The following is an 11,849-nucleotide window of genomic DNA, read 5'->3' on the forward strand; positions in this document are numbered from 1 at the left end:
CATCCTCCCTCATCGCCCATCACCCCCGGCCGGCGCGACAGCAAAGCCGGGGGGCACGGGCAGACCCGGCGACGTGATCGCCAGCGCCTTGAACAGGCGCCCCATCCGGTCCGGCGCCGCCAGTCGCTGGGCGGCGTCGCGAATGGCATGGGCTTCCACCGGCGGCCGGTTGCGGGCCAGTTGCTCCGCCCGCGCGAACAGGCCCAGCCCGGCCAGCAGCGCCCCCTGCGTCACGCTGCCGTGGCAGGCCGCCCCCGCCGCCGCACGGGCAAAGGCCGCGAAATCGACATGCGCCGTCAGGTCGGCCAGCCCGGGATCGGCCAGCGGCCAGGCCGGCTGGCCATCCCGCAGGGCCTGCAACGTGTCGCCCCACAGCGCGCCGTCATATCCATAATCGATGAACAGGGCCGTGCCGGGCGACCGGACGAACCGCGCCGCCAGCCCCCGCGCCACCGCCAGCGCCTCCGGGCAGCATTCCAGGATCTCGCCCTCGGGCACCGGCCGGTCGAACGGCCCCTCCGGCATATCCCCCGCCGGCAGGCCCACAAACCCCACCCCCTGCACGAAGCGTTCGCTCCACCCCGCCCCGGTTCGCACGAACTGCCGGATCGGCAACGCATCGAGAAATTCATTGGCCAGCAGGATCACCGGCCCGTCCGGCAGCGCCTCGATCCGGTCATGCCACGCCGCCGGCTGCGCCGTCCGCCCCGCCAGCGCCGCGCGCTGCACGTCGCGCAGCCGGGGCGAGGTCTCGACCAGATGCACCCGGGCCGCCGCATGGCAATCCGGGGCAACCCGCGCCAGCAGCCGCATCATGTCGGCCATCAGCGTACCGCGCCCCGGCCCCGCCTCGGCCAGGATGAACGGGTCCGGCCGCCCCATCCCCTGCCACGCAATGGCCACCCAGGCACCGAGGATCTCACCGAACATCTGCGAGATCTCGGGCGCCGTGACGAAATCGGCGAACGGGTCGCGCCCGGCATAATAGGCCGCATTGGCCCGCGCCATGAACCGGTCCAGCCGCTCCGGCACGGTGCCGCTCATGGGCCCCTCACGGGCGCTCCGCCCCTTCCGTCCCGATTGCGGCCGGCATCAGCACCGGACGCGGCGGCCGCATCATCGCCTGCGCCATCAGTCCCGCCCCCGCGATCGCCATCGGAATGCACAGGATCTGCCCCATCGTGGTCCCGAAGGGCAGGAACCCGATAAACGCATCGGGCTCGCGGAAGAACTCGCAGAAACTGCGCGCCACCGCATAGCCGAACAGGAACAGCCCGGCGAGGAAGCCCGGCCGTTCGCGAATCCGCTCGCTGCGCGCCACCAGCCACATGATCGTAAACAGCACCGCACCTTCCAGCAGCGCCTCATACAGTTCCGAAGGATGGCGCGGCTCCGGCCCAGCCTGCGGAAAGACCATCGCCCAGGGCAGGTCGGCCGGCGCGGCACGGCCCCACAACTCCCCGTTGATGAAGTTCGCGACCCGGCCCAGCCCCAGCCCCATCGGCACCACGATCGTCACCCGGTCGGAAAAGGCCAGGAAGCTCAGCCCATTGCGCCAGGCAAACAGGGCCAGCGCCAACACCACCCCCAGCGCGCCGCCATGGAAGGACATCCCGCCATGCCACACCTGCAAGGCGGCCAGCGGATGCTCCAGATAAAGCTGGGGCTGATAGAACAGGATATAGCCCAGCCGCCCCCCCAGCACGACGCCGAGCGTCGCCCAGGTCAGGAAATCGTCGACCTGCTCCGGCGTGCCGGCCTGCGGCGTCAGCGTGACCAGACGGCGCACCAGCCGCCAGCCGACCACCAGCGCGGTGATATAGGCCATGGCATACCAGCGGATCGCCAGCGGCCCGACATGCACCATGACCGGATCGAATTGCGGAAAGATCAGTACAGGCAGCATGCGGCGTCCTTCGACGTCGAAAAGGGCAGGAACCGGGCGGGCGTCACAGATACGCGTCGTCGGTGGCGAGATAATCGTGAACGTAACGGCGGATGCCATCCTCCAGCGACGTGAAGGGCCTGGTGTATCCCGCCGCCCGCAGCCGCGTCATGTCGGCGCAGGTATAGGATTGATATTGCCCGCGCAGCGCCTCGGGCATGTCGACGAACGCGACCTGCCGGGGCAGCCCGGCGGCATCGCAGACCGCATGGGCCAGGTCCAGATAGGTCCGCGCGACGCCGGTGCCGCAATTGAACAGCCCGCTGACCTGCGGATTGTCCAGCAGCCACAGCATGACGTTCACCACGTCTCCCACCCAGATGAAGTCGCGCGCCTGCGCCCCATCGGCCAGCCCCGGCACGTTCGAGCGGAACAGCGTGGCCGGCTGGCCACGACGCACCTCGTCGTACTTCACCTTCACGACCGAGATCATGCCGCCCTTGTGATACTCGTTGGGGCCGTAGACGTTGAAGAATTTCAGCCCGGCCCATTGCGCGGGCGCCGGCTCCCCCCCGGCGACCCAGCCCTGCACATGACGGTCGAACACATGTTTCGACCAGCCATACAGGTTCAGCGGCCGCAACGCCTCCAGCCGCGCCGGATCGTCGGAAAACAGCTCCGGCCGGTCGGCACCGCCATAGGTCGCGGCCGAGGACGCATAGATGAACCGTGCCCCTTCCCGCGCGCACCACTGCCACAGGCGCGCCGACAGGTCGACATTGGTCCGCCAGACCAGGTCGCCGTCCCGGGCGGTCGTCTCGCTGATCGCACCCATGTGCAGCACGGCCGACACGTCCGGCCGACTGTCCAGGAACGCGTCCAGCGCCTCGGGGGCCACCAGCCGGTCGGGCGCATGGCGCGCCACGTTGCGCCATTTGTCGCCCGTCCCCAGCCAGTCGACGACCACCGTCTCCTCGCCCCGCGCCCGCAGCGCCGCCTGTAGACACGAGCCGATGAAACCGGCCCCTCCGGTGATGATGATCATGCCCTGCTCTATAAAACAGATCGCGCCGCGTTCGAAGAGGCGCCACGTCAGCCACCCACCCATCCGCATTGGCGGATGGCCTTGCGGCGCCGGACTGTCTATATGCTGCGCATGCAATTCCCTGGTCCGTGCCGCCCCGGCGGGTGCGGGCGCAGACCCGGTACCGAACACAGGAGGACCCGCCATGTCCGACAGGCCACGTTTTTTTGACGATCTCGCCGGTGTCGCCGGCGGCGCGCTCTCGGCCCTGGCCGGCGTGCGCGAAGAGGTCGGCGCCATCGTCCGCGCGCGGGTCGACGAAGTGCTGTCGACGCTGAACCTGGTCCGGCGCGAGGAATTCGAGGTCGTGCGCGAACTCGCCGCCCGCGCCCGCGCGGCCCAGGAGGAGTCCGACGCCCGCCTGGAGGCGCTGGAAGCCCGAGTCGCGACGCTGGAAACCGTCATCGCCCCCGACCAGCCCTTCCAGGCACCCGAACCGCCGGGCGGCCCGTTCGGCAATTACGCCTGAAAAATAAATTTTTCGTCTCCATTGTCCGCACGCATGCGCGTGCGCTTGCCAGCATGGCAAGACCGCCCATAGGGTTGGGGTGTGACCGCGTTCCCACCCGTGGCGGGAACGGCACACGGTCCGTTCTGCAGACGTACGGGGTCCGACGCTCGACGCCGGCCCCCTCCCTCCACGGCCTAGGGGAGTCCCACATGCCTGCCCTCTCCATCTCCTCTCCCAAGCATGACGCCAATCCGCTCGACCTGATGGAACAGATCGTCGGCGGGTACGAATGGGCGTTCGAACGCCGCAACGATTCGGAAATGGCCGCCGAGGCCCCCGGGAAATGGTGCGACTACGGTCTGTACTTCTCCTGGTCGCGCGAAGTCAGCGCCATGCATTTCACCTGCACGTTCGACCTCAAGGTCCCGCCCCAGCAGCGCCGGGCCCTGTTCGAACTGGTGGCGCTGGCCAACGAGCGGTTGTGGATCGGTCATTTCGGGATGGACCTGGAAAGCGGGATGCCGCTGTTTCGCCACGCCGTCCTGCTGCGCGGCGCGCCCGGCGCGTCGATGGAAAGCCTGGAAGACATGATCGACATCGCCATCACCGAGTGCGAACGCTTCTACCCCGCCTTCCAGTTCGTGCTGTGGGGCGGCAAGACCCCGGCCGAGGCGCTTGAGGCCGCCATGCTCGACTGCGCGGGCGAGGCGTGACCGAGGGCAAGACCCCGGCGGGTTCGCTTCCCCCGCTGCTGCTCGTCGGATGCGGGCAGATGGGCGGGGCGATGCTGGCCGGCTGGCTGGCGGACGGGCTGGCCCCGTCCGTCATCCTCGACCGGCACCGCGACGATATCCCGGCACCGCACGGCGTGGTCCGGCAGGCCTCCGACCTGCCGGACGATTTCGCGCCCGCCCTGGTCATCCTGGCGACGAAACCGCAGAAGGCGGCCGAGATCCTGCCCTCCATCGCGCATTTCGCCCGCCGCGCGCCCATCCTGTCGGTCATGGCCGGCAAGACGGTCGGCGGCCTCACCGCAGCCCTTGCCGAAGCCGGCACCCCGGGCGCGACCGTCATCCGCGCCATGCCCAACACGCCCAGCGCCGTCGGCCGGGGCATGACCGTCTGCTTCGCCCCTCCCACGGCGACCGAGGCCGATCGCGCACTCTGCACCCGCCTTCTCTCGGCGGTGGGCGACGTGGCCTGGGTGGCGGACGAGGCCCAGATGGATGCCGTCACCGCCGTATCCGGCAGCGGCCCGGCCTATGTCTTCCTGCTGGCCGAGCTGATGGAGCAGGCCGGCATCGCCCAGGGCCTGCCCGCCGACCTGGCCCGGCGGATCGCCCGTCGCACCGTCTCGGGCGCCGGCGCGCTGATGGAGCAGTCCGGCATCGACGCGGCCGAACTGCGCCGCCGCGTCACCAGCCCCGGCGGCACCACCCAGCAGGCGCTGGAGGTGCTGATGGCCCCGCAGGCCTGGCCGGCGACGATGGAGCAGGCCATCGCCGCCGCCACGCGGCGCGCGCGCGAACTCGCATCCTGAGCGGCGAACTTGCACGCGCCTGCGCCGTAATTTAACCGCAATGAAGACCAAGCCTTCCGGATCGGCCGGACCGGGCCACAGACCAGATGACCGTCAGAAAGCTTATGGATAACGATCAGTTCGACGATGCCCTGCTTCGCGCCGCCATGGAGCGTGCCGCCCTCTACGGCTGGGGACGGCTGAGCGTCGTCGATGCCGCGCGCGATGCCGGCGTGCCGCTGGACGAGGCAAGGCGCCGCTTTCCGGTCAAGACCGCCATCCTGCTGAAGCTGGGACGGCTGGCCGACGAATCCGCCCTGGTCGATGACGGCAGCACGGGGGACGTGCGGGAACGGCTGTTCGACGTGCTGATGCGCCGCTTCGACGTCCTGCAGCAATATCGCGAGGGCGTGCGCGCGGTCATGCGCGCCCTGCCCTTCGACCCCGCGCTGGCCCTGTTCCTGGCCGCCACCACGGCCGAGAGCATGCGCTGGATGGCGGGCGCCGCCGGCCTCGACATCTCCGGCCCCGCGGGCGCGCTGCGCATCCAGGGCCTGATCGGCGTCTGGGCCTATACGATGCGCGCGTGGGAACGCGATGACAGCGAGGACATGTCCCGCACCATGGCGGCCCTGGACCAGGCGCTGGACCGCGCCACCCGCCTGGGCAGCATGCTGACCCGCCGCCGCGCGGCCACGCCGGAGATCACGCAGCCCATGGAGCCGATCGATCCGTCGATCGACCTGCCGCTCGACCCGCAGCCCGACCAGTTCTGAACCCGCGAGACAGAACCCCCTTTACGCGGCCCCGTCCTTCCCTCTAGAAGGGCGTGGCCGACACGATCGGGTCCAAATGGGGCGTAGCCAAGCGGTAAGGCAGCGGATTTTGATTCCGCCATGCGGAGGTTCGAATCCTCCCGCCCCAGCCAGTCTCACAATGCGATGCCATGCTCCCCCGCCGCTGCCCCCGCGAACGCAGGGGCCGGGCACGACCGGCCACGCATCCGCAGCGGAGCCCATCCCCATCGCCACCACGGGTCTTCTTCATATTGATTTCGAAAAGAAATAATCTATTGAAGATTTCCGTTGCGCGATCATATCGTCAGCCGGTCACGGCAATTATGCCGGCCGCGCGCAGCCTGCCCGCAACAGACGGTCAGTGGACCCGGATGCCGGAATTTCATAATCAGCAAGACATGCGCAGGATATTTCCGACCTCGATCCTGACAGACCGAAATCGCGGCCATTCCTTGCACTGACGACGCCATGATCGCGTCGGGACCGGGCCCCTGAAGAACGGAACCGGCGCGCCCTCTCCGATCGGGCAGGGAAAGCGGACCTTTTCACACCCGTCACGCAGGCGTGGGCCACGGCCGACAGGCGGCCGTGGCGGGTAGGCTGTTCAGACCGCCTTCTTCAGGTTCGGACTGGCCTTGAAACGAACGGTCTTGCCGGCCTTCACCTTCACCGGCTCGCCGGTGCGCGGGTTCAGCGCCTTGCGCGCCTTGGTCTTCTTGACCGTAAAGGTCCCGAAAGACGGCAGCGTGAACCCGCCTTCCTTCTTCAGTTCCTTGACGATCGCGGCAATCAGATCGGACGCGGCCTGGTTGGCGGCGACCCCCGTGCAGTCGATCGAATCCTGGATGACGGCTGCAATGAAGGCTTTGCTCATGTGTTCTCTCTTCTCCTGCCAGGTCCTGGAAATACATTCGCAACGGGGCGGACCGTTGCGACGCTCTGAATCAGCGGTCGCGGCTTTTAGCGCGCTGTTAAATATTATGCCACAAAATTCTTTGATGCATGCGAATTCTTGCTGACACGCACTGCGAAATAGCCACCCCTTCCCGAAACTGCCCGATTTCGCGGAAAACTGGACAAGAGACGATGAAAGATAACGGCCCCGCACCACTTTTCGTCCGATGACCCGGCCGCGCGTCACCTGCCTGTTCGCCCAATACGACCCGGCAGGCCTGCTGCGCCCACATGTCCGCCATTACCTGGGCGAGTTCGCCGCCAGCGGCATGACGGTCCATCTCGCCCTTTCGGGGGCCCGCGACCTGTCGGCGGACATCGCCCGCTTCTGCGCGGAGCGGGGCATCACGCCGCATCTCCGGCCCAATCGCGGCATGGATTTCGGCGCATGGCAGGATCTTCTGGCCGCCGGCTGCGCCAGGGGCGCCGAACGGATCATCCTTGCCAATGACAGCGTGTTCGGCCCGCTGCGTCCCCTGGCACCGGTCCTGGAGCGCATGATGGCGCGCTCCGCCGATGTCTGGGGCCTCGTCGAATCCCGCTTTCCGGTCTGGCATCTGCAATCCTGGTTCCTGTGTTTCGGCGCCGATGCGCTCGCCCACCCGGCCATCCAGCGCGTCCTCGCCCTGCCATTCGCCGAGATGAACAAGGACGAGATCATCCTGCACGGCGAAATGGGCCTGGGCACCGCCATCCGCGCGGCGGGCCTGCGCGCCGCCTCGGCCTGGGCCGACACCGCACGGGGGCCGCGCCGCCTCGTCCCCGTCAATCCGATGCATATCGACTGGCTGTCGATCGCGCGCGCGCCCGACACCCCCTTCATCAAGATCGAGCTTCTGCGCGACAATCCATGTGGAATCGGCTGGACAGGCGCCTGGCGCGGCCTGCTGGCGCAACGCGATCATTTCCCCGCCGCCTGGATCGACGACATGCTGCGTGGCCGGCCCGACACCGCCTGCATGGCCGGGTGGAAAAGCCGCCTGCTGTTCCTGCTGCTCAGCCGGGACTGGCCGGCGATCCTTCGGGCCATGACCCGGCGGCCCCCCGCAGCAGTTCCAGCAATGTCTCCGCCTGCTGTTGCCAGGTAGCCAACTGGCTCTTGCAGGGATTGACATGGCCCGCCAGACGGTCCGGCCGGTCCAGCAGTTCCGTCACCGCCGCCACAAGCGCGTTCGCATCGGCCGTCAGCCCGATCAGGGTGCCGTTCACGCCGGCCACGATATCCTCCGCCTGCCCCCCCGGCGCCGAGGCAACAACCCATACATCGCGGGCCAGGGCCTCGCGTACGGTCAGGCCATAGCTTTCCGGCCAGCATGACGGAAACAGCAGGACGTCGATGGAATCGAAGAAGGCATCGATCGTCCCGTCATCATAGGCCGGCACCACCTCGACCGTGCCCTGCGCCCGCCAGTCGGCGACGTCGACCGTGTTCATGCCCAGCACCGTCTTGTTGTCGACCAGGCGCAGCACCCAGTCCCCCCGCCCCAGCGCCTCGAACGCGGCACGGATCAGCGGATAACCCTTCACCGCCTCCACACCCCCGACATAGCCGAAACGCAGCGGGCTGCCGGCCGGCCGCCGCGACCTGCGCCCGACCGGCCAGCGAAAGCCGTTGCGATGCACCACGATCCGCGCCGGATCGACACCATTGGCCAGATGCAGGTCGCGATGCGTGGCGCTGGGGCTGAGCAGGAGTGCTGCATCGCGCAGCGCGGCCCCCGCCAGCGCCGCCCGATCCTCCAGATGCCGTGCCTCCGACTGGCAGCGCTGGCAGGCCCGAAGATCGATCCGTTTCTGGCCGCAGAACCGCCCATCCGCGCGCACCATGAACTGCCGGTCGCACAACCACCAGGAATCATGCAGCGTGATGACATAAGGAATGCCCCGCGCCCGGCACACATCTACCAGCCCCACGCCCAGCCCCTGGGTGGCATGAAGATGGACCACATCGGGACGAAACGCCGCGACATGCTGGTCGAACAGCACGGCGGCCGCCGGATGATGAAACATCATGATGCCATCGGCCGTCTCCGGCAGATCGACCGCCACCACCGGCACGCCGCGATGCGTATAGCGCGCCGCCGCCGCCGGACGGTCCGGATCGCCCCCATGACCCGGCCGGGCGGTGAAAACCGACAGCGCGGCCCGCCCGCTGGCCTGCAACCGCTCGACCATTTCCACGGCAACATGCGTCGCCCCGCCGAAAGCCCTCGGCGGGTAATAGACATTCACGCACAACACCCTCAACCGCCCGTCGCGGACCACGGGCGGCGGCGCGCCGAATGCCGCCCGCACCTGCGCCTGCGCCACCCGCGCGGGGGCATAGCGCGCCATGATATCGGCGCGCGCCCGCTCCCCCATGGCGCGCCGCAGCGCCCCATCGCCCGCCAGCGCCAGCAGCGCACGCGTCCAGTCCGCTTCGCGCGCGGCCAGACAACCGGTGTGGCCATCGACGATCACATCGGCAAAAGCCCGCCGGGGCGAACAGACCAGCGGCACCCCGACAGCAGCAGCTTCCAGATATTTGATGTTGCTCTTCGCATCATTGAAGACGCTGTCTTCCAGAGGCGCGATCGCGATATCCGCGCGCGCCATCAGCGCCAGATACTCCGCATAGGGCCGGCCGGGCATCACCACGACCCGCTCACCCAACGCCCGTATCGCGGGCGGCAATGCCAGCTCGCCCACAATCCACAGGACCAGCCGCGCATCTTCCGCCATCGCCGCGATCAGCCCTGGCGCCGCCACAAGAAAATCGGCATCATGCGTGCGCGTGCCCGATCCGTAGATCACGACGACCGGCCCGCCCTCATCGTCCGCCCGGCGCGGCAGGGATGCCAGAGCCGACTCCGCCGCATCCAGCGTTTCCGCATCAAGTGCGTTGTCGATGACGGCCACGTCCACCACGCCGGCATCCAGCATCGCCTGTGCCAGAACGGGGGTGGAGGCAATTCCCTTTTCACACCCCAGCATGCAGGCGCGGAACAGTCCCGCCCCGAACAGAAGCTGCCCACGCTCCTGCTTCGACAGCGTCGCCAGGTTGCCATTCCGGGCATACAGGTCACGGTCGAAGATCAGATCGTCGACCTCCCACCAGGACGGAATGGCGAGACGACGCGCCTCCTCCAGCATCCCCTGCACGGATGCGAAGGCCGGCACGCGATAGAACACCACGCCGGAACAGAATTGCAGCGCGCCGAGCGCCTGGGCGGTATGGCGCCAATCCACCACCCGGCATTCCCAGCCCAGGAGCCGCATCTGTTCGACGCGCTGCCAGACACGATATTTCGCACATTGGGCCAGCCGGATTTCCGCGATGATCAGGATCACGGGCGTCCAGTCGGCCGGCGTCACCACGGGCAGGATCTCTTCCTGCCCCCGGCGCGACGGGGCGCCGGACGCGCGCGGAAACAGCGCGCGCCCGACATGGCCCAATGCCGGCCCGACTCCGTCGCGCCCGACCCGGGCCCACAGGCGCGCCGCCGCCTCGCCCAACGGGCGACCAAACGGATCGCGACCGAGCGTCATCGCCCGGACAATCCGCGCCACACGCATGAGACGACCGGACAATGCCCGATCCTGCAGCGTCACCAGATGGCGCAACCGGTCCAGTTCCGCCCGCAGGTCCGCCGCCCGCGCGGCCTGCAACCGCACGCCGGCCTGCGCAAGGCCAGGATCGTCGGCGGGCAGCAGGCCGGAAGCGGAAGCGGAACCGTCCATGTGCCGCGATCAGCTCAGGGTAAAGTCGCTGGCCTTCAGGTCGGTAATGCCAACGAACGTGATCCGCGTATTGTCGCTCAGCTGGATCGTGCTGTTGCCGCCCGCAACGGTCGCGGCGGACAGAATGCCCTGCAACCCGTTATTGTTCTGGTATCCGTATTGATACAGCGCGACCAGGTTCCCGGCCGAGCTTCCGAAATCGGTAATGATATCGGTCCCCCCGCTGCTGGGCCCGTTGGTGAAGGCGAACAGATTGTCGCCGCTGCCACCCGTCATCGTCGCGCTGCCGGTGCCGCCCACCAGCGTATCGTTGCCCGTCCCGCCGACGAACGTCACATCGCCGCCATTCGCAAAGGCATGGAGCGGGTTGCTGGCCTGCGCGCCGTCCAGCGTCTCGTTGCCCTCATTGGCCACGAACAGGGTCGGGCCGGAGGCCCCCAGCGTCATGCTCAGGCCCGCGGCGCCGAAGATGGTGGACTGGCCGGCCACCACGCTGGTCATGCCGGTGCCGTTCAGGAAGGTCAGGCTGCCGGTCACGCTGATCGTATTGCCGACACCCTGGACAACCTGCAGGTCTCCGGCTGCGGAAATCGTATCGGAAACCGCACCGCCGATGGTGCCCGACGACCCGGTGAACGAAACCCGGTCCTGCGCCCCGCCGGAGACGGTGCTGCCCCCGCCCACCGAGACGATGCTGCCGGCGGCATTGTCGACGACGGTCGCATTCGCCCCCAGCAGGACCAGCGAACTGCCGGCATTGATGGTCACCGACTGGGTACCGAGAGCGCCGACAATGGTATCCGTCCCCATCGAGACGACATCGTTGTTGCCTTCACCGAGGAAGATCCGGTTGTCGCCACTTCCCGCATTGACGGTATCGTTGCCGCCGTCGGTCACGACCAGATCGTTGCCCGCGCCCATATTGATGGTAAAGTTACCTGCCCCGCCGATGAAGACATTGTCGCCGGCCGTCGCCAGAAAACTTCCGCCAGCCGGCCCGCCCAGGAAGGTCGTGCCGCCCAGCGTGCCGGAAATGACATCCACCGGGGTCGTGACCTTGTGGGCGTCGATGGCCACCGGCGCCCTCAGCACGGCATCCGGCGCGCTGCCCGACAGCGCGCCCGCCACGATGTTGACATAGGCCCCATCCAGCGCATAGGCGCCGCCGACCGTGATCACCCCGACCGAACCGGTACTGCCGGCGGTATTGAAGCCATTCTGCAAGGTCGAAAAATTCTTGTTCCCGGCGCTTGCCCGCAGAGCCGCCGCATAGGCATTGGCCAGGGCAAGCGTATCGCCGCCATCGACCGTCACGTTCACATTGGTGCCCGCGGCACCCATCACGGTTACAATCGCCACAGCCCGCTCCCCGACATTGCCTGGCCGGACGACGACATGTCATCAGCCATTCCAAACCGATCCGGAGCCGCATCGCATGA

11 protein-coding genes and 1 tRNA gene are annotated in these 11,849 nt (G+C 68.2%); 6 read left to right on the plus strand and 6 right to left on the minus strand.

Annotated features, from left to right (window positions below; all coding sequences use genetic code 11):
- Positions 1–9: 9 nt before the first annotated feature.
- The 3 genes from HLH36_RS12010 to rfaD are packed head-to-tail and all read right to left on the minus strand — an operon-like array spanning position 10 to position 2,930.
- Positions 10–1,044, minus strand: a complete 1,035-nt coding sequence (locus tag HLH36_RS12010; protein WP_182986612.1) for a class I SAM-dependent methyltransferase — start codon at positions 1,042–1,044, stop codon at positions 10–12.
- 7 nt (positions 1,045–1,051) lie between these two features.
- Positions 1,052–1,906, minus strand: a complete 855-nt coding sequence (gene lgt / locus HLH36_RS12015; protein WP_182986613.1) for a prolipoprotein diacylglyceryl transferase — start codon at positions 1,904–1,906, stop codon at positions 1,052–1,054.
- Positions 1,907–1,949: 43 nt separating this feature from the next.
- Complete coding sequence (rfaD, locus tag HLH36_RS12020; protein ID WP_182986614.1) at positions 1,950–2,930, minus strand: ADP-glyceromanno-heptose 6-epimerase; 981 nt, start codon at positions 2,928–2,930, stop codon at positions 1,950–1,952.
- 184 nt (positions 2,931–3,114) lie between these two features.
- Here rfaD and HLH36_RS12025 point away from each other — a divergent pair, with 184 nt between their 5' ends.
- From HLH36_RS12025 to HLH36_RS12045, 5 genes are all read left to right on the plus strand, one after another.
- Positions 3,115–3,438 carry an accessory factor UbiK family protein gene (locus HLH36_RS12025; protein ID WP_182986615.1) on the plus strand — a complete coding sequence of 108 codons (324 nt, stop codon included), beginning with the start codon at positions 3,115–3,117 and terminating at the stop codon, positions 3,436–3,438.
- 191 nt (positions 3,439–3,629) lie between these two features.
- Positions 3,630–4,133, plus strand: coding sequence for a type III secretion system chaperone family protein (locus tag HLH36_RS12030; RefSeq protein WP_182986616.1), 504 nt, complete (start codon positions 3,630–3,632; stop codon positions 4,131–4,133).
- Positions 4,130–4,960 carry a pyrroline-5-carboxylate reductase gene (gene proC / locus HLH36_RS12035; protein WP_338030445.1) on the plus strand — a complete coding sequence of 277 codons (831 nt, stop codon included), beginning with the start codon at positions 4,130–4,132 and terminating at the stop codon, positions 4,958–4,960. The genes HLH36_RS12030 and proC overlap by 4 nt, the downstream gene beginning before the upstream one ends.
- A 104-nt stretch (positions 4,961–5,064) precedes the next feature.
- On the plus strand, positions 5,065–5,715 hold the full coding sequence (locus HLH36_RS12040; RefSeq protein WP_182986743.1) for a TetR family transcriptional regulator: 651 nt from the start codon (positions 5,065–5,067) through the stop codon (positions 5,713–5,715).
- A 77-nt stretch (positions 5,716–5,792) separates the two neighbouring features.
- A tRNA-Gln gene (locus tag HLH36_RS12045) sits at positions 5,793–5,867 on the plus strand.
- 473 nt (positions 5,868–6,340) lie between these two features.
- Here the strand turns inward: HLH36_RS12045 and HLH36_RS12050 are convergent.
- On the minus strand, positions 6,341–6,610 hold the full coding sequence (locus HLH36_RS12050) for an HU family DNA-binding protein (RefSeq protein WP_182968648.1): 270 nt from the start codon (positions 6,608–6,610) through the stop codon (positions 6,341–6,343).
- Positions 6,611–6,857: 247 nt separating this feature from the next.
- On the opposite strand from HLH36_RS12050, the gene HLH36_RS12055 reads away from it, so the two are divergent.
- Complete coding sequence (locus tag HLH36_RS12055) at positions 6,858–7,778, plus strand: rhamnan synthesis F family protein (RefSeq protein WP_182986617.1); 921 nt, start codon at positions 6,858–6,860, stop codon at positions 7,776–7,778.
- Here the strand turns inward: HLH36_RS12055 and HLH36_RS12060 are convergent.
- Complete coding sequence (locus HLH36_RS12060; protein WP_182986618.1) at positions 7,687–10,410, minus strand: glycosyltransferase; 2,724 nt, start codon at positions 10,408–10,410, stop codon at positions 7,687–7,689. The genes HLH36_RS12055 and HLH36_RS12060 overlap by 92 nt on opposite strands.
- A 9-nt stretch (positions 10,411–10,419) precedes the next feature.
- Positions 10,420–11,769 (minus strand): calcium-binding protein, encoded by a 1,350-nt coding sequence (locus HLH36_RS12065; RefSeq protein ID WP_182986619.1) that lies wholly within the window; start codon positions 11,767–11,769, stop codon positions 10,420–10,422.
- Between the last annotated feature and the right edge of the window lie 80 nt (positions 11,770–11,849).

This window comes from Gluconacetobacter aggeris (assembly GCF_014174395.1).
Classification (GTDB): domain Bacteria; phylum Pseudomonadota; class Alphaproteobacteria; order Acetobacterales; family Acetobacteraceae; genus Gluconacetobacter; species Gluconacetobacter aggeris.

Excerpts from the sequence above, each read along its gene's own strand:
- HLH36_RS12010 (WP_182986612.1), bottom strand. The coding sequence starts at position 1,044 with ATGAGCGGCACCGTGCCGGAGCGGCTGGACCGGTTCATGGCGCGGGCC.
- lgt (WP_182986613.1), bottom strand. The coding sequence starts at position 1,906 with ATGCTGCCTGTACTGATCTTTCCGCAATTCGATCCGGTCATGGTGCAT.
- rfaD (WP_182986614.1), bottom strand. The coding sequence starts at position 2,930 with ATGATCATCATCACCGGAGGGGCCGGTTTCATCGGCTCGTGTCTACAG.
- HLH36_RS12025 (WP_182986615.1), top strand. The coding sequence starts at position 3,115 with ATGTCCGACAGGCCACGTTTTTTTGACGATCTCGCCGGTGTCGCCGGC.
- HLH36_RS12030 (WP_182986616.1), top strand. The coding sequence starts at position 3,630 with ATGCCTGCCCTCTCCATCTCCTCTCCCAAGCATGACGCCAATCCGCTC.
- HLH36_RS12040 (WP_182986743.1), top strand. The coding sequence starts at position 5,065 with ATGGATAACGATCAGTTCGACGATGCCCTGCTTCGCGCCGCCATGGAG.
- HLH36_RS12050 (WP_182968648.1), bottom strand. The coding sequence starts at position 6,610 with ATGAGCAAAGCCTTCATTGCAGCCGTCATCCAGGATTCGATCGACTGC.
- HLH36_RS12055 (WP_182986617.1), top strand. The coding sequence starts at position 6,858 with ATGACCCGGCCGCGCGTCACCTGCCTGTTCGCCCAATACGACCCGGCA.
- HLH36_RS12060 (WP_182986618.1), bottom strand. The coding sequence starts at position 10,410 with ATGGACGGTTCCGCTTCCGCTTCCGGCCTGCTGCCCGCCGACGATCCT.